20 protein-coding genes and 1 pseudogene are annotated in these 22,862 nt (G+C 55.4%); 10 read left to right on the forward strand and 11 right to left on the reverse strand.

Features of this window, described 5'->3' with window-relative positions:
- Nucleotides 1-31: 31 nt before the first annotated feature.
- Nucleotides 32-1,306 carry an OprD family porin gene (locus EQV93_RS15415; protein ID WP_122783110.1) on the forward strand — a complete coding sequence of 425 codons (1,275 nt, stop codon included), beginning with the start codon at nucleotides 32-34 and terminating at the stop codon, nucleotides 1,304-1,306.
- A gap of 246 nt (nucleotides 1,307-1,552) precedes the next feature.
- Here EQV93_RS15415 and EQV93_RS15420 read toward each other — a convergent pair whose 3' ends face one another.
- The gene (locus tag EQV93_RS15420) at nucleotides 1,553-2,395 is read right to left on the reverse strand and encodes a mechanosensitive ion channel family protein (protein ID WP_122783109.1); all 843 of its coding nucleotides are present in this window, start codon (nucleotides 2,393-2,395) and stop codon (nucleotides 1,553-1,555) included.
- A gap of 118 nt (nucleotides 2,396-2,513) precedes the next feature.
- A complete protein-coding gene (locus EQV93_RS15425; RefSeq protein WP_122783108.1) occupies nucleotides 2,514-2,999 on the reverse strand; it encodes a YajQ family cyclic di-GMP-binding protein in 486 nt (161 codons plus the stop codon).
- Nucleotides 3,000-3,151: 152 nt separating this feature from the next.
- On the opposite strand from EQV93_RS15425, the gene EQV93_RS15430 reads away from it, so the two are divergent.
- The 3 genes from EQV93_RS15430 to EQV93_RS15440 are packed head-to-tail and all read left to right on the forward strand — an operon-like array spanning nucleotide 3,152 to nucleotide 6,739.
- On the forward strand, nucleotides 3,152-4,081 hold the full coding sequence (locus tag EQV93_RS15430; protein ID WP_240891871.1) for a putative 2-dehydropantoate 2-reductase: 930 nt from the start codon (nucleotides 3,152-3,154) through the stop codon (nucleotides 4,079-4,081).
- Between the two features lie 46 nt (nucleotides 4,082-4,127).
- The gene (locus EQV93_RS15435; protein ID WP_240891853.1) at nucleotides 4,128-6,161 is read left to right on the forward strand and encodes a sensor histidine kinase; all 2,034 of its coding nucleotides are present in this window, start codon (nucleotides 4,128-4,130) and stop codon (nucleotides 6,159-6,161) included.
- Nucleotides 6,162-6,163: 2 nt separating this feature from the next.
- The gene (locus tag EQV93_RS15440) at nucleotides 6,164-6,739 is read left to right on the forward strand and encodes a cob(I)yrinic acid a,c-diamide adenosyltransferase (protein WP_122783105.1); all 576 of its coding nucleotides are present in this window, start codon (nucleotides 6,164-6,166) and stop codon (nucleotides 6,737-6,739) included.
- A gap of 148 nt (nucleotides 6,740-6,887) precedes the next feature.
- Here EQV93_RS15440 and EQV93_RS15445 read toward each other — a convergent pair whose 3' ends face one another.
- The 3 genes from EQV93_RS15445 to secA form a co-directional block, all read right to left on the reverse strand.
- A complete protein-coding gene (locus EQV93_RS15445; RefSeq protein WP_122783104.1) occupies nucleotides 6,888-7,838 on the reverse strand; it encodes a Nudix family hydrolase in 951 nt (316 codons plus the stop codon).
- 91 nt (nucleotides 7,839-7,929) lie between these two features.
- Nucleotides 7,930-9,147 (reverse strand): bifunctional glutamate N-acetyltransferase/amino-acid acetyltransferase ArgJ, encoded by a 1,218-nt coding sequence (argJ, locus tag EQV93_RS15450; RefSeq protein ID WP_240891854.1) that lies wholly within the window; start codon nucleotides 9,145-9,147, stop codon nucleotides 7,930-7,932.
- Between the two features lie 116 nt (nucleotides 9,148-9,263).
- Nucleotides 9,264-12,017: a preprotein translocase subunit SecA gene (secA, locus tag EQV93_RS15455; RefSeq protein WP_122783102.1), complete on the reverse strand. Its 2,754-nt coding sequence runs from the start codon at nucleotides 12,015-12,017 to the stop codon at nucleotides 9,264-9,266.
- A 308-nt stretch (nucleotides 12,018-12,325) separates the two neighbouring features.
- Here secA and EQV93_RS15460 point away from each other — a divergent pair, with 308 nt between their 5' ends.
- Complete coding sequence (locus EQV93_RS15460) at nucleotides 12,326-12,793, forward strand: DUF721 domain-containing protein (protein ID WP_122783101.1); 468 nt, start codon at nucleotides 12,326-12,328, stop codon at nucleotides 12,791-12,793.
- 42 nt (nucleotides 12,794-12,835) lie between these two features.
- On the opposite strand, the gene EQV93_RS15465 is transcribed toward EQV93_RS15460, so the two are convergent.
- Nucleotides 12,836-14,311, reverse strand: coding sequence for a helicase HerA-like domain-containing protein (locus EQV93_RS15465; protein ID WP_122783100.1), 1,476 nt, complete (start codon nucleotides 14,309-14,311; stop codon nucleotides 12,836-12,838).
- Nucleotides 14,312-14,501: 190 nt separating this feature from the next.
- Between EQV93_RS15465 and EQV93_RS22530 the strand changes: the two are divergent.
- The 4 genes and pseudogenes from EQV93_RS22530 to EQV93_RS15480 all read left to right on the forward strand — a co-directional run.
- Nucleotides 14,502-15,533: pseudogene (locus EQV93_RS22530) on the forward strand (HAMP domain-containing protein); the annotation flags it as partial.
- 18 nt (nucleotides 15,534-15,551) lie between these two features.
- On the forward strand, nucleotides 15,552-16,391 hold the full coding sequence (locus tag EQV93_RS22535; protein ID WP_411172341.1) for a methyl-accepting chemotaxis protein: 840 nt from the start codon (nucleotides 15,552-15,554) through the stop codon (nucleotides 16,389-16,391).
- Nucleotides 16,392-16,525: 134 nt separating this feature from the next.
- Nucleotides 16,526-17,638 (forward strand): glycosyltransferase family 4 protein, encoded by a 1,113-nt coding sequence (locus EQV93_RS15475; protein WP_442968896.1) that lies wholly within the window; start codon nucleotides 16,526-16,528, stop codon nucleotides 17,636-17,638.
- Nucleotides 17,631-18,389 carry a DUF2334 domain-containing protein gene (locus EQV93_RS15480; protein ID WP_122783097.1) on the forward strand — a complete coding sequence of 253 codons (759 nt, stop codon included), beginning with the start codon at nucleotides 17,631-17,633 and terminating at the stop codon, nucleotides 18,387-18,389. Before EQV93_RS15475 ends, EQV93_RS15480 begins: the two co-directional genes overlap by 8 nt.
- On the opposite strand, the gene EQV93_RS15485 is transcribed toward EQV93_RS15480, so the two are convergent.
- Both EQV93_RS15485 and purU read right to left on the reverse strand, forming a co-directional pair.
- Nucleotides 18,357-18,563 (reverse strand): hypothetical protein, encoded by a 207-nt coding sequence (locus EQV93_RS15485; RefSeq protein WP_122783096.1) that lies wholly within the window; start codon nucleotides 18,561-18,563, stop codon nucleotides 18,357-18,359. The genes EQV93_RS15480 and EQV93_RS15485 overlap by 33 nt on opposite strands.
- Before the next feature lie 154 nt (nucleotides 18,564-18,717).
- Nucleotides 18,718-19,566, reverse strand: a complete 849-nt coding sequence (gene purU, locus EQV93_RS15490) for a formyltetrahydrofolate deformylase (protein ID WP_240891855.1) — start codon at nucleotides 19,564-19,566, stop codon at nucleotides 18,718-18,720.
- 346 nt (nucleotides 19,567-19,912) lie between these two features.
- Here purU and mvaT point away from each other — a divergent pair, with 346 nt between their 5' ends.
- Nucleotides 19,913-20,290 carry a histone-like nucleoid-structuring protein MvaT gene (gene mvaT / locus EQV93_RS15495; protein WP_048363549.1) on the forward strand — a complete coding sequence of 126 codons (378 nt, stop codon included), beginning with the start codon at nucleotides 19,913-19,915 and terminating at the stop codon, nucleotides 20,288-20,290.
- 74 nt (nucleotides 20,291-20,364) lie between these two features.
- Here the strand turns inward: mvaT and sbcB are convergent, their stop codons facing one another.
- From sbcB to EQV93_RS15510, 3 genes are all read right to left on the reverse strand, one after another.
- A complete protein-coding gene (gene sbcB, locus EQV93_RS15500; RefSeq protein ID WP_122783094.1) occupies nucleotides 20,365-21,816 on the reverse strand; it encodes an exodeoxyribonuclease I in 1,452 nt (483 codons plus the stop codon).
- A 74-nt stretch (nucleotides 21,817-21,890) separates the two neighbouring features.
- Nucleotides 21,891-22,235, reverse strand: a complete 345-nt coding sequence (locus EQV93_RS15505; RefSeq protein ID WP_146386734.1) for a PilZ domain-containing protein — start codon at nucleotides 22,233-22,235, stop codon at nucleotides 21,891-21,893.
- A gap of 165 nt (nucleotides 22,236-22,400) precedes the next feature.
- Entirely contained in the window at nucleotides 22,401-22,784 is a 384-nt protein-coding gene (locus EQV93_RS15510) for a tetratricopeptide repeat protein (RefSeq protein ID WP_122783092.1), read from the reverse strand.
- Nucleotides 22,785-22,862 lie beyond the last annotated feature (78 nt).

Here is a 22,862-nt window from a genome sequence, read left to right on the forward strand (position 1 = left end):
ACTCTTCCTAAAACCAAAGGAGCAAATCACGATGCGCGTGATGAAGTGGAGCATGATCGCACTGGCTGTTTCAGCTGGTACTACGCAGTTCGCAATGGCCTCGTCCCAGGACGAATCCAAAGGTTTTATCGAAGACAGCACCCTGACTTCCAAAACTCGCATGCTGTACATGAACCGTGACTTCCGTAACGGTGCCAGCAACCCTACCAACGGCGGCAAAAGTGGTTATCGCGAAGATTGGGGTCTGAGCGAACTGCTTAACTACGAGTCCGGCTTCACCCAAGGTACCGTTGGTGTAGGTGTGGATGCGTTCGCCATGGGTTCTCTGCGCCTGGACGGCGGCGCTGGTCGCCAGGGCAACGGCCTGTTTGGCAGCAAAAGCGATGGTTCTCCGGAAGATACTCAATCGAAAATCGGTGGCGCTGTTAAATTCCGCCTTTCCGATACCGTGTTGAAATACGGCAACCAGTTCGTGGCAAGCCCAGTTTTCTCGACCGATGACAGCCGCTTGCTGCCAGAAGTCGCCACCGGCACATTGATTACCAGCAAGGAAATCAAAGGCCTGGAGCTGTCTGCAGGCCGCTTCACGGCTCTGAGTTCGCAAACCGGCATGGCACGCGACAGCATCAACGGCCCGCATGAGCCAGGTCTGACCGCTGCAAACATTGCCGGTGCGACTTATCAGTTCACTGACAACCTTGTGGGTGGCGTAGCCGCATCCGACGTTGATGATTACTTCAAGAAGCAATACATCAACCTCAACTACACCCTGCCAATCGCTGAATCTCAAGCGCTTAACTTCGACCTCAACGGCTACAGAACGTCGAGCCAGGGTGAAGAGCGCGCAGGGGATGTCGACAACAAAATCTGGAGCTTGGCAGCTGCCTATAGCATCGGCGCCCACAAGTTCACCATCGCTCACCAGCGCTCCACCGGCGATAGCGGTTACTACTACGGCGTAGATGGCGGCGGCACTATTTTCCTCGCCAACTCCGTGCAGTACTCCGACTTTAACGGCAAAGACGAACGCTCCTGGCAGGGTCGCTACGACCTGAACATGGCTAGCTACGGCGTACCAGGTCTGAGCTTCATGGCTCGCTACGTCAAAGGCGACAACATCTCCACTGACACTGGCGAAGGCAAAGAACACGAGTTCGACTTCGAGAGCAAATACGTGATGCAGGAAGGCCCGGCAAAAGACCTGTCTTTCCGTCTGCGTAGCGCAATCTACCGCACCACCAGCAACTATGGTGCGGACACTAACGATGTTCGTGTGATCGTTGAGTACCCACTGAACATCTTGTAAGCAATGCCCTAGGTATTCGCTACGCAATCAATGTTTTGTGAAAGCCACGCCCCAGTTTAGGGGCGTGGCTTTTTTATTTGCTTGCACCCTTCTATATATAGCAAGCTAACTATCATACTTAGACACAAGACTTCTACGTTGCAACTTGGCTGTCGTGTATGAAGCTGCAACCACCGTTATCCAGGTACAAAAACAATTAAAGAGGCCTTGGCCCCTTTAAATGTTTGTTCCAGCATTGCTCACTGTTTATTGAGCTGCCACTTCCTGAACAACCCGCACAACACGCTGAGGAAATGGAATATCCACACCCTCGGCCTTCAAACGGTCACGGGCGTGCTCGTTGAACATAAACAGCACATCCCAGTAATTCGGGGTATCGACCCAAACACGCAAAGACATGGTAATAGCGCTATCACCTAGCGTGGTCACCACCACCACCGGGGCTGGATCCTTGCGCACACGCGGGTCATCGGCCAGAGCCAGCAACACCTCACGAACCTTTTGCAGGTCTGCTTCGTAGTCGACGCCGACATCAAACACGACCTTGCGGGTAGGCTGGCGGTTGTAGTTGGTAATGATGCCGTTAGACAGATTACCGTTTGGCACGATGACGGTTTTGTTATCACCGGTACGCAAAACGGTATGGAAGATCTGAATACTGTCAACGGTACCGCTTACGCTCTGCGCCTCAATCCAGTCACCGATCTTGAATGGACGAAACAACAGGATCAGTACCCCACCCGCAAAGTTTGCCAGGCTGCCCTGCAAGGCGAGACCGATAGCCAAACCGGCAGCACCTATCGCAGCGACGAACGACGTGGTCTGGATACCAATCATCGAAGCAACGCTGACGACCAGTAAAATCTTGAGAATGATATTGGCCAGGCTACTGATAAAGCCTTGCAACGCCAGGTCAGCCTTTCTCAGCGCCAGCAATTGCCCAATCTTGACGGTCAACCGGTTGATCAACCACCAGCCTACCGCCAGGGTAACCAATGCCAGCAGCACACGACTGCCATATTCCATAATCATCGGGACCCAAGCCTGAGAGGCCTTGATCAACTGGTCAACTTCAGCATTCAAATCCACGTACTTCTCCTTACCTCATTCCCTGCGACGATTTAGAGCTACGATTTAAGCCTAGTCGTTTATGCAGTGCCCAGGAAATTCGGACGTCGACAACGCCCATAGGTTCCCGGGCCTGTTATCAGTCGCGGAAATTGTTGAATTGCAGCGGCAGATCAAATGTCTTGGCCCGCAGAGCCGCAATTGCCTCTTGCAAGTCATCGCGCTTTTTCCCGGTGATGCGCACTTGCTCACCCTGAATTGCTGCTTGAACTTTAAGCTTGGCGTCCTTGACGTGAGCCACTATCTTCTTCGCCAGTTCTTTGTCGATGCCTTCTTTAAGCACCACTTCCTGCTTCATCAACTTGCCCGACGCATAGGCATCCTTGATCTCAAGGCATTGCGCGTCGATCTTGCGCTTGATCAGCGCCAGTTTGAGAATCTCGATCATGGCTTCCAGCTGAAAGTCTGCCTCAGCGGTCATGTTGACGGTGAGGTCTTTCTCTTTGAACTCAAAAGAGCCTTTGCCTTTGAGGTCATAACGACGATCCAGCTCCTTGACGGCGTTCTCGACTGCGTTGGTGACTTCGTGCTTGTCCAGTTCGGATACCACGTCGAACGACGGCATGTGATTTTCTCCAATAACAAAGGGCGCACTCAACACAGATGGAGCGCACCGGGTATGACAGTTAAAATGCGCGAGCATTATAGCGGTTCTTAAGCATCATTCACTTGCGAGCACACATGCCCCACTCAACCCTGCACCCAACCTCACCCCCAATGACCGATCAGGCTCAAGTCACCTGGCACATTCTGGGTGCCGGAAGCATGGGCATGCTGTGGGCGACGCGACTGGCCCGAGCCGGCTTGCCTGTCATGCTGATCGTGCGTAACGCAGAGCGCTTGCGCACGTATAAAGCAGCGCAAGGTTTGACACTGGTGGAAGGCGAGCACTCGCAGCAATTTGCCATTCAGGCTCAAACCCCTGACAGCGACGGCCCCATCCAGCGCTTGCTGGTGACGTGCAAGGCTTATGACGCTGAACACGCCGTCAGGCAAATCGCCGGGCGATTAACACCCAATGCAGAACTGATTCTGCTGCAAAACGGTCTTGGTAGCCAACAAGCGGTCGCCAACCTTGTACCACAGACACGCTGCATTTTTGCCTCTAGCACGGAAGGGGCTTTTCGTGAGAGTGACTGGCGAGTGGTGCATGCCGGTCACGGCCACACCTGGCTGGGAGACAGTGATCAGGATTGCCCCCCAACGTGGCTCAAAGAGCTTCAACAAAGCGGAATAAGCCACGAATGGAGCTCAAATATCCTGACTCGTTTGTGGCGCAAACTGGCTTTGAACTGTGCGATAAACCCTCTGACAGTCCTTTACAACTGCCGTAATGGCGACTTGCAACGGCACAGCGACGAAGTCAACGTACTGTGCGTTGAGCTGAGCAACTTGCTGGCACACTGCGGACACGCTGAAGCCGCGCACGACCTTATCCCGGAAGTTAACCGCGTAATCCAGGCCACTGCCAATAACTACTCCTCCATGCACCAGGACGTAACCCAAGGCCGTCGTACTGAAATCAGCTACCTGCTGGGCTACGCTTGCGCTGCTGCTCGTGACAGCCAATTTACTGCAATGCATTTGCAGGCGCTGCACCAGCGCCTCAGCGAACACTTGCAACAGCACGGATTGCCCTGCGCCTGAGGCCCGCGCTACCCTGCTGGCTTGTTCTTCTGCAGATGACAACACCATGCCCTTGCGCCAGCGCCTTGAAAACCTTCCGGTAGGCCAGAAGCTGCTGGCCGCCCTTCTCGTCTTATTGGCCACGGTCTTGCTGGTTGCCAATCTGACGTTTATCAGCGCCGCTTACTGGATTTCCCACGAGAGCACCGCACCTCAAGCCCTGCAGACCCTTGGTCAGTTGGCATCAAAACCGGGCCTGATCGCCAATGCACTTGATTCCGAGCAAAGCGCCCGGGCCCTGCTTCATGAAATGGGCACCTATGCCCCCCTGCGCGCCGCCGCTATTTATGATGGCGCTGGTGATCTTCTGACGCAGTTGCAACATGGCGAACATCTGGATCTGCCCAAACACTACGCTCAAATCGAAGCCTGGCGCCTGACCGAGTTGCGCAGCACTCAGCTGACGCGACTGCCTCATGGCGATGCCCCTCCCGGTCATCTGTTGCTGATTGCCAGCAGCGAGTTACCAATGGCGTTTTACACCGGCACCTTGACCGCCAGCCTGGGCATTCTGATTTTCAGCGCCCTGCTCTGGTTTGTTGTGGCCCGGCAGATCAAACGCTTGATTACCCAACCCATACACCGCCTTGAAGAGCTGTCTCGGCAAGTCACGCGAGAAGAAAATTACGCATTGCGAGCTGCGGCGGGTAACAACGACGAAATTGGCAGTCTGGCCGAGGCATTCAATACCATGCTGTCGCGCATTGAAGCGCGCGAACAAGAGCTCAAACGCGCGCGCGATGAAGCCCAGGCGGCTTACGATCAGGCTCAGGCGCTTGCCGAGGAAACCCGACATACCAATCGCAAGCTGGAGCTGGAAGTCCAGGTTCGCAGTAAGATCGAGAGAAAACTCACCGGATTTCAGAAGTACCTGAACAGCATTATCGACTCTATGCCTTCAGCGCTGATCGCTCTGGACGAACAACTCTATGTCACTCAATGGAACCAGGAAGCCAGCGCCCTTTCGGGAACGCAGCTGGATGAAGCTCTCAATCAGCCGATCTACCTTGCCTTTGAGCCCCTTAAGCCTTTTTTGCCGCAACTTAAAGACACCATTGAGAACCATCGGGTGGTAAAGATAGAGCGGGTCACTTGGGGTCAGGGCGAAGAGGCCCGGCATTACGCGCTGACCTTTTACCCGCTGACTGGAGGGGGCGGACGCGGCGTGGTGATTCGAATCGATGACATCACGCAACGGCTTTCTCTGGAAGACTTAATGGTGCAATCAGAAAAAATGCTCTCTGTGGGCGGGCTGGCGGCCGGCATGGCCCATGAGATCAACAATCCGCTCGGCGCCATTTTGCATAACGTACAAAACATTCGTCGACGCTTATCCAGCGAGCTGCCCAAGAACATCGAACAGGCACAACAGGCCGGCATCGACCTGGAGGCTATTAACCGCTACTTGCAGGCCCGGGAAGTTCCAAAATTGCTCGACGGGATCCAACAGGCTGGCGCACGCGCAGCAAAAATCGTCACCCATATGCTCAGCTTCAGTCGGCGCAGCAATCGACAAATGAGCCCCTGCGATTTACCCGCACTGATTGATCAGGCGCTGGACATCGCCAGCAATGACTTTGACCTGACTATCGGTTTTGACTTCAAAGGCCATGCGGTAACACGCCAGTTCGACCCGCATCTGGGGCCCGTACCCTGCATTCCTAACGAGCTTGAGCAGGTGCTGCTGAACCTCCTGAAAAATGCCGCGCAAGCGATCCACCAGCGCCCTGACAAGCAACAGCCGGGGCATATCATCCTGCGCACAAAACTCAATCCGCCTTGGGCTGAAATTCAGGTCGAAGACAATGGTGTAGGCATGCCGGAGCACGTGCGCAAACGGATTTTCGAACCCTTTTTTACCACCAAAGAAGTCGGACAAGGTACCGGCCTTGGCCTGTCAGTGTCGTACTTCATTATTACCAATAACCATAAAGGCCAAATGGAAGTGCACTCAACACAGGGGCAAGGGACCTGTTTTACCCTGCGCCTGCCGCTGGCTGTCAATCCGATGCCACACGAATCAACCACAGTGGAATTGTAACCATGGGCTTTCGCTTATCGAAGATTTACACCCGCACCGGCGACAAAGGTGAAACCGGCCTGGGTGACGGCCGCCGCGTGCCCAAGGATCATCCGCGGGTAGAAGCCATTGGCGAAGTCGACACACTCAATAGCCAAGTGGGTTTGCTACTGGCAGGACTCGTCGAACAGAGCGCTGAATTTCCGGGATTGAACGAGTTGATCGAGGTACTGGAGCCCTGCCAGCATCGACTGTTTGACCTCGGCGGCGAGCTGGCCATGCCGGTGTATCAGGCGCTCGACAACCATGAGATTGAACGACTGGAAGCCGTGATTGATCGCTGGAACGAAGAAGTGGGGCCACTGGAGAATTTTATTCTGCCTGGAGGCTCCAGCCTGATTGCCCAAGCCCATGTGTGCCGCAGCGTGGCACGCAGCGCTGAGCGGCGATGCCAGCAACTAAATGCGCTGGAACCGTTGGCCGGTGTGGGCTTGGCGTACATCAACCGACTGTCAGACTTGCTGTTTGTAGCGGCGAGGCTGATTGCCAGGCGCCAGGGTATTGCAGAAATACTCTGGCAGGCCGCAGCAAAACCTTAATAAATAGTTAAAGCCTGTAGCCGCTGCCGAAGGCTGCGATCGCGCGCGAAGCGTTCGCACAATGGAACACCTCGGCGTACCAGGCTTTACGACGGCCTTGCCGCCTGATCGCAGCCTTCGTACCTCGTCAGCGGCTACAACAAATGCATCAGCCCTGATTCTGTGGCCAGAATGCGCGGATCCCGGCTACCCCCTGAGCACCCACCTGCCACGCCTGTTGACGATCATCAGGGCCCAGGCCACCCAACAGAAACACTGGTCTGCTGAAGTTCGCGATCAGTTGCTGCGCCTGCTGCCAGCCCAATGGCTGCGCATCAGGATGAGTCTGCGTCGGCAACACGGGCGAAAGCGTCACAAAATCCACATCCATTTGCTCAGCCAACGCCAGTTCTTCAGCGCTATGGCAAGACGCTGCCAACCAGCGATCTTTTGCAAGAGGACGACCTTTGGCGGCGTACTTGCGTAATTGATCAGCCGTTACGTGCCAGCCTGCGGAAGGAAAATCCCCCAGCCACTCAAACGGCCCTTTGAGCATCAACTGAGCCTTGCCTGCGCACAGCCCGGTCGCATCCACCGCCAAGTCGCGGTATTTAGGGTCATAACCGTTGGGTGCGCGTAACGAAACCAGTTTGATGCCGCCCGCGATGGCCTTCTGCAAACCGCGCAAAAGCTCAGGCGTTTCCAGCCCGTCCGGCGTGATCAAATACTGATCGGGCAAACGGGCAGCCGCCACAATCGGCTGATTGGCCGCCGGGAATTCATAGCCAGGCAAGTCGCGCGCAGACACCCAGGCCAGTGGCTGGCCTTCAACACCTCGAGGCTCACCGGTAAAGGCCGAAACCTCCCAAACATCCAGCAACACCTGCTTATCCGGGTAATCGTGCTGAACCTTGATCAAAGGCCGCGCAGCGCTCACTAAAATGCCCAGCTCTTCTTGCAGCTCGCGCGCAAGCGCAGCTTCTACCGATTCGCCCGCTTCAACTTTGCCACCCGGAAATTCCCACAAACCGCCTTGATGCTGAGCGTCAGCGCGACGAGCGATCAGAATTTTGCCGTCTGTGCCTCGGATAACGGCCGCAGCCACATGAACTCGTTTCACTCTTTTGCTTCCTCCAGTCAGGTCGATCGTCGGGTTTACATACGGGCCAGTCATACAGACTCAACAGAAAGGCCCGTCATGTCGAGACGACTTAGGTACGGTATTCGGCGTTGATTTTCACGTATTCATGAGACAAGTCTGTGGTCCAAATAGTCTCACTGCAATCGCCACGGCCCAACTCGATACGGATCGTGATTTCTTCACGAGCCATCACGGCCGACCCCTGCTCTTCGGTGTAAGTGGCCGAGCGCGCGCCGCCGCTGGCGATGCACACTTCACCCAGGAACACGTCAATTTTGCTGACATCCAGATCAGGCACACCGGCACGACCCACAGCCGCCAGAATACGACCCCAGTTCGGATCGGAGGCAAACAGTGCAGTCTTGATCAATGGCGAATGGGCCACGGTGTAACCCACGTCCAGGCATTCCTGATGGTTACCGCCGCCATTCACTTCAACGGTCACAAACTTGGTCGCACCTTCGCCGTCTCGCACGATCGCTTGAGCCACGTCCATGCACACGTCCAATACCGCTTGCTTGAGTGCGCTGAACAGCGGGCCACTGGCTTCGGTGATTTCAGGCAGCGCTGCTTTGCCCGTGGCGATCAACATGCAGCAATCGTTGGTCGAGGTGTCGCCATCGATCGTGATGCGGTTGAAGGACTTGTTAGCGCCGTCGAGCAGCAGGTTTTGCAGCACCTCGCGGGATACTTTAGCGTCGGTTGCGATATAGCCCAACATGGTCGCCATGTTAGGTCGAATCATGCCCGCGCCTTTGCTGATACCCGTCACAGTGATGGTCACACCCTCGTGCTCGAACTGACGGCTGGCACCTTTGGGCAAGGTATCGGTGGTCATGATACCGGTGGCCGCTTGCGCCCAGTTGTTCTCGGACAAATCATCCAAGGCTGCTTGCAAGGCCCCTTCGATCTTCTCGACCGGCAATGGCTCGCCGATTACGCCCGTGGAATACGGCAGTACCGCGCTGGCATCTACGCCCGCCAGCTCAGCCAATTTGGCACACGTGCGGGTTGCAGCCACCAGACCTGGCTCGCCTGTGCCCGCGTTGGCATTGCCAGTGTTGGTCAGCAAATAGCGAATCGGGCCTTTTACACGTTGTTTGGCCAGAATCACAGGCGCAGCGCAAAAGGCATTCAATGTGAACACCCCAGCCACGCTGGAACCTTCGGCGCAACGCATCACCACCACGTCCTTGCGACCCACACGCTTGATACCGGCTGAAGCGATACCCAGCTCAAAACCGGCTACCGGGTGCAAAGTAGGCAAAGGACCAAGACCAACAGCCATGACGCGCTCCTCAAAAAGTTCTATGCGCCGCCACAAAGGGGCGGGAATTCAATGGTAAAACGCCGCGACGGCTAATGCCGGTCGCGGCGCAGGTGTTTCAGCAGTTGAAGCGAGCGTTAGTTGATCTGCCCGTGGCAATGCTTGTATTTCTTGCCCGAGCCGCAGTAGCACAGCTCATTGCGACCCAGCTTCTGCTCGTTACGAGCAGGTTCGGCAGGCGACACAACATCTTCTACGCTGGCGCCTTCGAGCACCTGAGCCAACGCTTCAGGTTCATCAAGACCCGGCGCTTCGGCATGTTCGAACTGCAACCGCGAAGCCAGATCTTCGGCTTCCTGGCGCAGGCGGGACTCTTCTTCTACCGGATCTTCGCGACGAACCTGGACGTGCGACAAGACGCGGATCGAATCGCGCTTGATCGAATCCAGCAACTCGGAGAACAGGTTGAACGACTCGCGCTTGTATTCCTGCTTCGGGTTCTTCTGGGCATAGCCACGAAGATGGATACCGTGACGCAGGTGATCCATGGTCGCCAGGTGATCTTTCCACAAGTCGTCCAGCACGCGCAGGACAATTTGCTTCTCGAAGGTGCGCAATGCTTCCGGGCTGGCCTGCTCTTCTTTCTCGCGATAAGCCTCAAGCAAAGCGTCCAGCAACTTCTCACGCAGGGTTTCTTCGTACAGGTGATCGTCTTCGTCGAGCCATTGCTGGATCGGAAGTTTGACACCAAAGCCGGTTTCGATCGCTGCTTCCAGCCCTTTAACGTCCCACTGCTCTGGCAACGACTGTGGCGGAATGTGGGCGTTAACGGTGCTTTCAAGCACGTCTTTACGGAAGTCCGCGATGGTTTCACCGATATTGTCGGCGGCCAGCAACGTGTTACGCATGTGATAAATCACTTTACGCTGTTCGTTGTTGACGTCATCGAACTCCAGCAATTGCTTACGGATATCGAAGTTGCGGCCTTCAACCTTGCGCTGAGCTTTTTCGATTGCGTTGGTCACCATGCGGTGCTCAATCGCTTCGCCAGACTGCATGCCCAAGGCCTTCATGAAGTTCTTCACCCGATCAGAGGCAAAGATGCGCATCAGGCTGTCTTCCAGCGACAGGTAGAAACGGCTCGAACCCGCGTCCCCCTGACGACCGGCACGACCGCGCAACTGGTTGTCGATACGGCGCGATTCATGACGCTCGGAAGCGATCACATGCAGGCCACCCGATTCCAGCACTTGCTGGTGGCGTTTCTGCCAGTCAGCCTTGATCTGGGCGATCTGCTCAGGGGTCGGGTTTTCCAGGGAGGCCACTTCGACTTCCCAGTTACCGCCCAACAGGATGTCAGTACCACGACCGGCCATGTTGGTGGCAATGGTCAGAGCACCCGGACGACCGGCCTGAGCAATGATTTCAGCTTCTTTTTCGTGGAACTTGGCGTTCAGAACCTTGTGCTCGATACCTTCCTGCTTCAACAGGTTGGACATGTGCTCGGAGGTTTCGATAGTCGCTGTACCTACCAGAACTGGACGGCCTTTGGCCATGCATTCCTTGATATCAGCCACGATGGCCGCGTATTTCTCTTCGGCGGTCAAAAACACCAGGTCGTTGTAGTCTTTACGTGCCAACGGCTTGTTCGGCGGAATAACCATCACCGACAGACCGTAGATCTGGTGGAATTCGAACGCTTCGGTGTCGGCCGTACCGGTCATGCCGGACAGTTTGTTGTACAGACGGAAGTAGTTCTGGAAGGTAGTCGAGGCCAATGTCTGGCTCTCTGCCTGAATATTCAGACCTTCCTTGGCTTCGATGGCCTGGTGCAGGCCCTCGGACAGGCGACGGCCCGGCATGGTACGGCCGGTGTGCTCATCAACCAGCAGCACCTGACCGTCTTCAACAATATATTCAACGTTGCGGTTGAACAGCTTGTGAGCGCGCAGTGCTGCGTACACGTGAGTCAACAGGCCCAGATTGTGTGCCGAGTACAGGCTTTCGCCTTCTGCGAGCAAACCGATCTGGGTCAGCATCTCTTCAACGAACTGGTGACCGGCTTCATTGAGTTCGACCTGACGGGTCTTCTCGTCGATGGTGTAGTGACCCTGCTTGGTCACCTCGCCTTCAACTTCTTCAATGTGCTGTTCAAGACGCGGGATCAGCTTGTTGATTTCGATGTACAGCTTGGAGCTGTCTTCAGCCTGGCCGGAGATGATCAGCGGTGTACGGGCTTCGTCGATCAGGATGGAGTCGACTTCGTCGATCACGGCGAAATTCAGCTCGCGCTGGAATTTCTCTTCCATGCTGAACGCCATGTTGTCGCGCAGGTAATCGAAACCGAACTCGTTGTTGGTGCCGTAAGTGATGTCGGCCGCGTACGCTTCGCGCTTTTCCTGAGGCGGCTGGAACGGCGTAACCACGCCGACCGTCAGGCCCAGGAATTCATAAAGCGGACGCATCCAGTTGGCATCACGACGTGCAAGATAGTCGTTCACGGTTACAACGTGTACGCCCTTGCCGGACAACGCATTGAGGTAAACACCCAAGGTTGCGACCAAGGTCTTGCCTTCACCGGTACGCATTTCTGCGATCATGCCTTCGTGCAAGGTCATGCCACCGATCAACTGAACGTCAAAATGGCGCATGCCCATGACGCGCTTGCCTGCTTCACGACAGACCGCAAAGGCTTCCGGCAACAGTTGATCGAGGGTCTCGCCTTTGGCTATGCGGGCCTTGAACTCTTCGGTCTTGGCGCGCAATTGCTCATCGGTCAGAGCAACCATTTGCTCTTCGAGTGAGTTGACGATCTGTACCGTCTTGAGCATGCGTTTAACTTCGCGCTCGTTCTTGCTTCCAAAAAGTTTCTTTAACAAAGGCGCAAACATATCGGCAGGATCTTCCACACATAGGGATGGAGGGCGGCCCCGTGAGTCGCCCGAGCAGCCCTGATGGCCGCATGCGAGCGAGCATTCTACCCGGAAACGTCGGTGAGGAAAGTGGCGTTATTCCACGATACTGGTGCAGCGTTGTGACGGGGCCTCTCTAAAATAAGGCCTTTTGGCTGAACTTCAACCCATCAAACGCATAAGTTACTCATTGATTTCACAAATATTCTTCATCAAGCCCTGAGCATGACGAGTGATTGGGGTGGTTTCTGCTAAGATTGCGGCTCTGTTCTATCAGGTGTCTGCACATGGCATTTCGCCCACACCCGGCACGGGCACCCTCCGTTCTGCTGCGCGAGGCCAAGCCTCTAAAAGCTATTTTTGGCCACGCAAAGCGTCTGGCGCACTTGCAGCGCCTGCTTGAAAGCCAATTACAGCCGGCTGCCCGCGAACATTGTCACGTGGCGTCATGGCGTGAAGGCAGTCTTTTGCTAATCGTGACTGACGGACATTGGGCCACTCGCCTGCGTTATCAGCAAAAGCGTTTGCAGCGCCAACTTCAGGCATTTGACGAATTCGCCAGCCTGACCCGCATTCTCTTCAAAGTGCAGCCGCCAACAGTGCAGGCCAAAGTGGCCGGCCATACACTCGACCTTTCAGTCGATGCAGGCCAGACCATTCAGGCGACAGCCGATGGCATCAGCGACCCGGCGTTGCGAGCCGCCCTTGAGCGGCTGGCCAGTCACGCCAAGCCCAAAGGCTCCTCACAGACCTGAGGGACGCGCCCTGCGATAACCAGCAACATGCGCAGCGATGGATTATTTACGCTTGCTGCCGCCCAATAGCGACCCCATTAAGCCACGTACCAATTGTCGGCCCATCTGACTCGCAGCCTGACGCGCCATTGACTGCAATGCCTTGCCCGCCGTGGTACCCAGAAAGGCCCCCGCCTGATCAAGAAGCCCCGGCTCGGACTTGGACGGTTCAGCGTTTTGTGGTGCCTGGCCCTTGCGAGCCATGAGCACTTCATAGGCCGACTCCCGATCAATCGGTTTGTCGTAGCGCCCTTGCAGGGGCGAGGTCGCTATGAGCGCAGCGCGTTCTGCTTCCGTCAGCGGGCCGATTCGCGACTGCGGCGGCGCAATCATTACCCGCTGCACCATGGCCGGTGTACCTTTTTCCTCAAGCATGCCGACCAATGCCTCGCCCGTGCCCAGCTCGGTCAGTACCGCCAACGCATCGAACGCCGGATTAGGGCGAAACCCTTCTGCCACAGCCTTCAGCGACTTTTGTTCCTTGGCCGTGAACGCCCGCAGCCCATGCTGAATACGCAAACCCAACTGGGCAAGCACGGCATCGGGCAAATCCGCGGGCGACTGCGTGACAAAATAAACCCCGACTCCTTTGGAGCGTATCAACCGAACCACTTGTTCCAGACGGTCTTGTAACGCCTTGGGCGTTCCGGCAAAGAGCAAATGGGCCTCGTCAAAAAACAGCGCCAGCAAGGGTTTATCGGCATCGCCGCGCTCTGGCAACTGCTCAAAAAGCTCAGCCAATAGCCACAACAGGAAGGTGGCATAGACCTTGGGCGCTTCATGTACCAGGCGACTGGCGTCGAGCAGGTGAATCCGACCGCGACCATCGCTGGCAGGTTGCAGAATGTCCTCAAGTTGCAGAGCAGGCTCACCAAACAGTGCCTCAGCACCCTGCTGCTCAAGTGTTGAGAGGCGACGCAACAACGCTTGACTAGACCCCGTAGTCATCAAGGCCGCGTCGTCGCCCAACACTTCAGGGTTGTCACGCAGATGATTAAGCAAGGCTTTGAGATCTTTTAAATCCAGCAGCAACAACCCTTCACGATCAGCCACTTTGAAGGCTGCATACAGTGCCGACTGCTGGCTATCGGTCAATTCCAGCAGACTGCCCAGCAATAACGGCCCCATTTCGCTCAATGTTGTACGCAATGGATGACCCGTTTTACCGGCTATGTCCCACAACGTTACCGGATACGCCTTAGGCTGATAGTTGAGCCACGGCATTGTGCCTATGCGCTCGGCGATTTTGCCCTGCGGGTTGCCCGCTGCACCCAGCCCACACAGGTCGCCCTTTATGTCAGCGGCAAATACGGCCACTCCGGCATCACTGAACTGTTCAGCCAAGCGTTGAAGGGTGACGGTTTTACCCGTCCCGGTGGCCCCCGCGATCAAACCGTGACGATTTGCCAGGCGCAACGATTGAGCAATCGGCTGACCGGCAAGGTCAGCGCCAAGTTGAAGAGAAGACGAGTCAGGCATATTGCCACCTTTTATTAATCTTTCGCGATCCAGCGTCGATATAACGTTAATGCTAGACCAGAAAAAAACGGATTTTGTACGGATAAACTCGCCACCGACAAATCTCGCCTCCGATTTTGGCGGCGGTTCAGACAGTGCGCTTTTTTCCAGGGTGTTGGCATTACATTTTTCTTTGCGGATTCTTCAAGCCATGAATAAAAACCTTCGTTTCAGCCACAAGATCCTGCTTGCCGCGTCCTTGATCGTGATCGCCGCGTTTTCGCTCTTTACGGTGTACAACGACTATCTGCAGCGCAACGCCATCAGCAACAACCTCAACAGTTATCTGCATGAAATGGGCAGCGTGACGGCCAACAATATTCAGACATGGCTGGGTGGACGCACCCTGCTGGTTGAAAACCTTGCCGAGTCCATTGCCATCAACCCTGAACCTGCCCAACTGGCCAGCCTGCTTGAGCAGAAGGCGCTGAGCAGTACCTTTATGGCCGTTTACTATGGCGACAATCAAGGCGGCTTTACCATGCGCCCCGACAGCAAGATGCCGGAGGGCTTCGACCCGCGCACCCGGCTTTGGTACAAAGGCGCACTGAACAGCAATACGGCAAGCCTGACCGAACCCTTTATAGACGTTGTCACCGGGCAGATGATTATTTCAATCGGCGCCGCGGTGAAAAAAGCCGGTCAAACCCTAGGCGTCGCGGGCGCGGACCTGAACCTGCAAACCATAAGCGATACCATCAACGCCCTGAACTTCAACGGCATGGGCTACGCCTTCTTGATCAACGCTGACGGGAAAATTCTGGCTCACCCGGACAAATCCCTGATCACTCAGAACCTGGCCGACATTTACCCGGATAACACCCCGCCAATCAGCACTCAAATCAGTGAGACCCAGCTAAACGGCAGCCCCCGAATTGTGACCTTTGCGCCGATCAAAGGGCTGGGTACGGTCAATTGGTACATCGGCCTGTCAATCGATAAAGATCAGGCCTTTGCAGCACTGAGTACTTTCCGCACTTCAGCGATCATTGCCACAGCCGTTGCCGTGATTTCGATCATTGCCCTGCTTGGCTTGCTGATCCGCCTGCTGATGCAACCGCTGCACGTGATGACCCGCGCCATGCAAAACATTGCCGAGGGCGAAGGCGATCTGACCCGCCGCCTGAGCATTGAATCCAATGACGAATTCGGCACACTGGGGAATGCGTTCAACCGTTTTGTAGAACGCATTCACACCTCCATGACTCAAGTGTCGTCGGCAACCCAGCAGGTCAACGAAGTGGCCATCCGCGTTGTCAGCGCCTCCAACTCATCGCTGCTCAACTCTGATGAGCAAGCCAGCCGCACCAACAGCGTCGCAGCCGCTATCAATGAGCTGGGTGCTGCGGCACAGGAAATTGCCCGCAACGCAGCTCAAGCGTCACATCAAGCCAGCGATGCGCGCGGCCTGGCTGAAGAAGGCCAGCAGGTGGTTGAGCGCAGCATCGGGTCGATGCAGCAGCTGTCGCAGTTGCTCGCCACTTCCAGCAGCCATATCGAGTCGTTGAATGCCAAGACGGTCAATATCGGGCAAATCCTTGAAGTGATCACCAGCATTTCTCAACAAACCAACCTGTTGGCGCTCAATGCCGCCATTGAGGCAGCCCGTGCAGGCGAAGCCGGGCGTGGCTTTGCCGTGGTCGCAGACGAAGTGCGCAACCTTGCGCACCGCACCCAGGAGTCGGCCCAGCAAGTGCAAAGCATGATTGAAGAATTACAGGTCAGCGCGCGCGAGTCGGTCAGCACCATGGAGCAAAGTCAGCGCCACAGCCAGGACAGCGTGGTGATCGCCAATAGCGCAGGCGAACGCCTGGTCAGTGTGACCCAACGCATTGGCGAGATTGATGGCATGAATCAGTCTGTCGCGACCGCCACCGAAGAGCAGACGTCAGTGGTTGAGTCCATCAATATGGACATTACTGAAATCAACACGCTGAATCAGGAAGGCGTTGAAAATCTTCAGTCCACCCTCAGGGCCTGCACAGATCTGGAGCAGCAAGCCGCGCGCCTCAAGCAACTGGTGGGCAGTTTCCGCATCTGATCACTCCTCGCAGCACACCGCTTGACTGCGTCATGAGCAGTCAAGCAGCATTTTGACCGGCCAAAAACTTGCGAACATCTATCATCCAATAAGGGCACCCCTCAGGACGCTGGATATTCAAAGGATTCAAGGCCGTGCATATTGCTGACATCACGATGTTCTACGCACCCGCCAGTGGCGGTGTGCGCACTTACCTGGATGCCAAACACCGGCGCCTGAGCCGCTTGCCAGGGATCCGGCACAGCCTTTTGATACCGGGCAGCGACCGCACCGTTCAGGATGGTATTCATCAGGTTCCCTCCCCCGTCCTGCCCTTTGGCAACGGCTTTCGCTTCCCGATCCGTTTGGCGCCCTGGTGCAATATTTTGCAAGGCCTGAAACCCGACGTGATCGAAGTTGGCGACCCCTACCTCACCGCATGGGCTGCACTGGATGCGCGCCGTCAGCTAGACGTCCCGGTCATCGGGTTTTATCACTCGGATTTGCCACTGCTGGTACGCAACCGCATGGGCAACTGGTTGACCCCCAACGCTGAAGCGTATGTCAGCCGCCTGTACAGAAATTTTGACCGGGTGCTGGCCCCGAGCCAGATCATGGCAAATAAATTGATCGAGCTGGGCGTCGACAATGTGTTCGTACAAGCACTGGGCGTCGATTTACAGACGTTTAACCCCCAACACCGGGATCCCGACTTGCGCGCCGAGCTAGGCATAGATCCAGACACCCACCTGCTGATTTTTGCCGGGCGAGGCTCCAGAGAGAAAAATCTGCACGTCCTGCTGGATTGCATGCGCAATCTCGGTAAAGCCTGGCATCTCTTGCTGGTCGGCTCGCAAATGCCGTCACAGGTGCCGGATAACGTGACCGTTGTCGATCATTTTTGCCCAGGCGCACAGGTGGCGCGCTATATGGCCAGCGCCGATGCATTGGTGCATGCCGGCGATCAGGAAACTTTTGGCTTGGTGATTCTTGAAGCCATGGCCAGTGGCATTCCGGTGGTCGCCGTCGACGCCGGTGCATTCAGCGAGCTGGTACACGATGAAGTGGGCCTTCTGTGCCAGCCGAACAACCCGCAAGCGATGGCCGATGCAGTGCGTGAGCTGTTCACCCACGGCCCGGTGCAGCACGGCCGTCTGGCACGCCAGCATGCCGAGCGGCATTACTCCTGGGATCGTGTCGTACAGGACCTGCTCATTCATTACCACGCCGTGCTCGGCACTGAGCAACCTGTGGTTGCCCATGTCTGACCTGTCTGTTGCACTCGTGCTGCATGATGTGGCACCACAGACCTGGCCCGATTATCAGCCGTTTGTCGAGGCTGTGGACGCACTGGGCTCGATCCCGATCACATGGCTGGTGGTGCCCGATTTTCACCACTGCGGCTCACTGAACGGAGCCGATGCATTTCGACAGATGCTCGACAACCGAGTCAACAAAGGCGATGAGTTGGCGTTGCATGGATATTTTCACGCCGATGACCAGCCCGCTCCGCGCACACCCTACGATTGGTTTATGCGCCGGGTGTATACCTGGGAGGGTGAGTTTTATACGTTATCCGAAGCACAGGCATTGAGCCGATTGCAGCAGGGGCTGGAGCTGTTTGAACGCTATCAGTGGCCCGTGCAGGGGTTTGTCGCCCCGGCATGGCTGATGAGTGAGGGCACGCGTCGCGCCCTAAGCAAACTACCTCTGAGCTATACCAGCGACCCACAGAATCTCTACCGTCTGCCGGATTTTTCTGCCGTCAAAGCACCAGGTCTTGTCTGGAGTGCGGGCAGCGCATGGCGGCGGGGCCTGTCAAAAGCAGTGAGTAACGTGCGTGAGCAGCGTTGGCAAGACGCCCCCCTGATAAGACTGGGGTTGCATCCGGTCGATATGCGCCATCGTTTTTCCCGCAACTACTGGTTCGAGACCCTGCAACGGCTGATTGCCAACGGCCGCAAGCCCGTGACCAAGAGTACCTGGCTAAGCACCGGACTTACCCGAGAAAGGCTCTGAGGGGCTGCCGGGCTCATCAGGCAACGGTGGATTGAGCGTTAACCACAAGGCACGCGCATCGGCAAAGTCGGTGCCATCCTCCGCGCTTAAGGCTTGGGGATCGTAGCGGCTTAAGCAGCCCTCCCCAAGCGTCGGAGGCGGCGTTGAAGTGGCTTTATCCAGAGGGTCAGTCATTTCGCACATCCTCGCCGCTTACACTCAAACCGCAACAGTTGCCATCGGCTGCACCCTTTGCAGTGGCCGTTAAAACTGGTTATCAGTCATTACGATCGCTTCGCAATCGGACGTCGCCTGCGGCAACTGCTACGAATTTACAGCATTGCAGCAATCAGAACACGACCGTTTTGTTGCCATGTACCAGAACGCGATCTTCAAGGTGGTAGCGCAGGCCACGGGCCAGCACCATCTTCTCGACGTCACGACCAAAGCGGACCATGTCTTCAATGCTGTCGCTGTGGCTGACACGCACCACGTCTTGCTCAATGATCGGGCCCGCATCCAGCTCTTCGGTTACGTAATGACACGTTGCCCCAATGAGTTTTACACCGCGCAGCGATGCCTGGTGATACGGCTTGGCACCGACAAAAGACGGCAGGAAGCTATGGTGGATATTGATCACCTGGCCTTCGTATTCGCGGCACAGTTCCGGCGGCAGGATTTGCATGTAACGCGCCAGCACCACCACTTCGGCATCATGATGTTTGACCAGACGCGAGACTTCAGCAAACGCTGGCTCTTTGTCTTTCGGGTCAACCGGTACGTGATAGAACGGGATACCGTGCCATTCGACCATGCTGCGCAGATCATCATGGTTAGAAATGACACAGGAAATATCGCAGTCCAATTCATCGCTGTGCCAACGGTGCAGCAAGTCGGCCAAACAATGGGATTCGCGACTCGCCATCAATACCACGCGTTTCTTTTGCGCTGTATCGGTGATGCGCCACTGCATCGAAAACTCTTCGGCTATCGGGGCAAACGCTTCACGGAAGGCTTGCAACCCGAAGGGCAGAGAATCGGCACGAATTTCGTGACGCATAAAGAACCAACCGCTCTGATCATCAGAGTGGTGGCTCGCTTCAGTGATCCAGCCATTGTGCGAAGCCAGGAAATTACTGACCTTGGCAACAATACCGACGCCGTCGGGGCAGGCGATCACCAACCGAAAAGTGCGCATGAGGGAAAAACTCCAGAAACTTTACTAAAGCCGCCATTCTAGCGAGTGCGCAGCAAAACTGCAGTAATCCTTAAGGGTGGTTTGCCTGCATCACGATGACGAGCAGACAGACCTTCATCAGTCAAGGATGAGAAACGTGAAGTTTTAACCTAAACAGGCAGGGTTTATTAATCATTCTTAACATTCCCCTAACACCCATTATTTAATAGCGGTGATATAGAACATCACCCGCATTAATACTTATTTTTTAAATTAATTGCCCACGCAGGTTTACTTGTTGTAACGGCCTGACTATTATTGCCCCCACTGTATCCCTGCAAGCCCTTTTCAACATAAGGTTATCCTCATGTCCTTGATCAACGAATACCGCGCAACAGAAGAAGCTATCAAAGAACTGCAAGCTCGCCTGAAGAACCTGTCGGAAGACGACAAACTTCAAACCGAGCTGGAATTTGAAGGCAAACTGCGCACCCTGATGGGCGAATACCAAAAGTCGCTGCGCGACATTATCGCCCTGCTGGATCCAGAATCCAAAGTAAGCAAAGCACCGCGCGGTGTTGTTAAAACCACCGGCACCAAACGTGCCCGCAAGGTTAAACAATACAAAAACCCGCACAACGGCGAAGTGATTGAAACCAAAGGTGGCAACCACAAAACTCTGAAAGAGTGGAAAGCCAAGTGGGGCGGCGACGTAGTAGAAGGTTGGGCAACTCTGCTTGACTAAGCGACACCGCGTGCACCTTGGGTGCAACGCCATTAAAAAACGCCAGCATGCTGGCGTTTTTTAATGCCTGGTATTTACCCGTGATCCTGTCCTTGCAGAGCCAGCCCAAGACGACGGCTCAGCCGCACCGCATAGCGCTGCCATTCATCCAACAGCTTAAGCTGGGCAGGCGTAGCACTACGGGACAGTTCTTGTGCAGCCATCATGAAGCCGTCCAGCGTCAACGGGGCGCCTTTGGCCGGGTCTGACAATCGCTCCTGGCAGAATACTTGCCAACGCTGTTGCTCTGGCACACTCAAGGTATTGGGAAAGTTCCGCGCACGGTACCGAAATAATAATTCGGGTAAACGCGGATCATCAAAAGGCCATTCATCTTTGCCTAATTGCTCCGGGTCACTGAGCCTGACACGTTCGCATAATTGACGATCGCGCTCACCCAGAAAGCCGTCATACAACTGTTGCTCAGGGTCTTCACTGGGGGTGAAGTCTTCACTGGCATAAATAGTCGATAACTTGTCTTGCCAAACTTGAGCAGCGTCAATTAGCCGCGCGGCGTGCACCTGATACTGAGGCATGTCCAACTGCAAACGCGCTTGATCCTGTGCCCGCACAACATTCATCGGTGCCACCACCGGGCATCGATTAACGTGTATCAGCTTTAGCCCAATGGGTAATTGACCGGCCGGTAAATCTTCGCGGCGCGTATAAAGCAGTTGGCGCAATGCCCCGGCGTCCATATCCATTAAAGGCTGAGGGTCATAATGCAGGTCGTACACAATCAGCGCATTACGATTTTTGGGGTGCCACGCCAAAGGTAATACCACACCCAAATAATGCCTGGCCGCAGAAAAGCGGCCAGATATATGCACCATGGGCTGCAACAAGCGAACTTGATCAAGTACGCGTTGTTTGGTTCGCAAATTGAATAGCCACTCATACAACTTGGGCTGCTTGTCACGGATCAGTCTCGCCAGGGCGATCGTTGCCCGCACGTCGGATAACGCATCGTGCGCCTGGCCGTGGTCGATGCCATTGGCCGCCGTGAGACGCTCGAGCTTGAGTGTCACCCGCCCCTCTTCCTCAGGCCAGACAATCCCCTCAGGGCGCAGGGCATAGGCGGCACGCACCACATCAATCAAATCCCAGCGCGTGTTACCGCCCTGCCATTCGCGTGCGTAAGGATCAAAGAAATTTCGATACAAGCTGTAGCGCGTGACTTCATCATCGAAGCGCAAGGAGTTATATCCCGCGCCACACGTCCCCGGTTGCGCCAATTGCGCATGAGTGCGGGTCATGAACTCGGCTTCGCCCAAACCTCGGTCTTCCAGACGCCCGGGGGTAATGCCGGTTATAAGGCAAGCCATGGGGTGAGGAAGAATATCGTCGGCGGGATGGCAGTAGAGGTTAAGCGGCTGATCAATCTCGTTAAGATCGGCATCGGTACGGATACCTGCCACTTGCACAGCTCGATCACAGCGCGGATTGATGCCGGTGGTTTCGTAGTCGTACCAAAAAATAGAGGTCACGGGGTGTTCCTGAACAGTTGACCTGTTCAGTCTAGGCGCTCAAGGCAGATCAAGACCAGCCCCACGCACGGCGCTCAAGCAGAAGCCTGAAACGGCTGAAAGCTGAAATATTGGCGCAAAGAACGAATCAGCAACCGGTATTCACCCGGGGGCTCATACAGTACAAAACCCGAGTCATAGTGATTCGGTGTCACATCCTCATGGCACCACAGGCTACGCGCCTTCAGATCAACGGTCTCTCCAGGCAGTTTGAGGCGAAGGTCAAAATTGGCATCTACCAGAACCGGCAGGTGACTGAACAGCATCAAGCCACCTTCTGAAACCCCTCCCAAATAGCCTATGGATTTATCCGTAAATCGATTGAATACGTTCAAAAAAAACGTCAATTGATGACGCTGGATACCCCGTTCAATAATCATGGCGATTTCACTAATAGAAAAACATGGAAGCAGTGCCACACCGGCGTAACCCCCCCACAACAAGGATTAAAGGTATGCAACGACTCTCTTTGTAGGTGTTTGAACCTGTAAACTTTTTGAGAATAGCCGATTGATGGCCATTAGCCAGATCAACCTGCACCTCCCTTAAATCGTAGACGGCAGCGTGGTAATAGCTTGATTGTTTGCCGGGCCGGGAATGAACTTGAGAATACGCAAGGTCTCGATTCGCGCCTTGGCCCGGTAGGCCCATTCGCTCTTCGGAAATTCGGTGATAATCCATTGATAGGTCTGGCCAGCATCCAGATAAAACTTCGTACGTTCCAGACACAGCCCGCGCATCATCGCCGTTTGCGGCCAGATATAAGGACGGTTCCGGCTTTCGCGATCGACTTCGGACAGCTCCAGCATGACCGCCTCACAGTTGCCCTGGTCATAGGCACGATAAGCGCTATTGAGATGGTGATTCATCGACCACCGTGTGCAACCGACCATACTGCCGGCGACCAGCAAAACGAGTAATAAACGCATGGGTATCTCCTGTTCTAAACATTCTATCGACCCCACGGGTAAATTCTTGACGGCTGGAAAGGAACGCGACAAAACTTC

Source organism: Pseudomonas sp. TMW22091, assembly GCF_022496705.1.
Lineage (GTDB): Bacteria > Pseudomonadota > Gammaproteobacteria > Pseudomonadales > Pseudomonadaceae > Aquipseudomonas > Aquipseudomonas saxonica.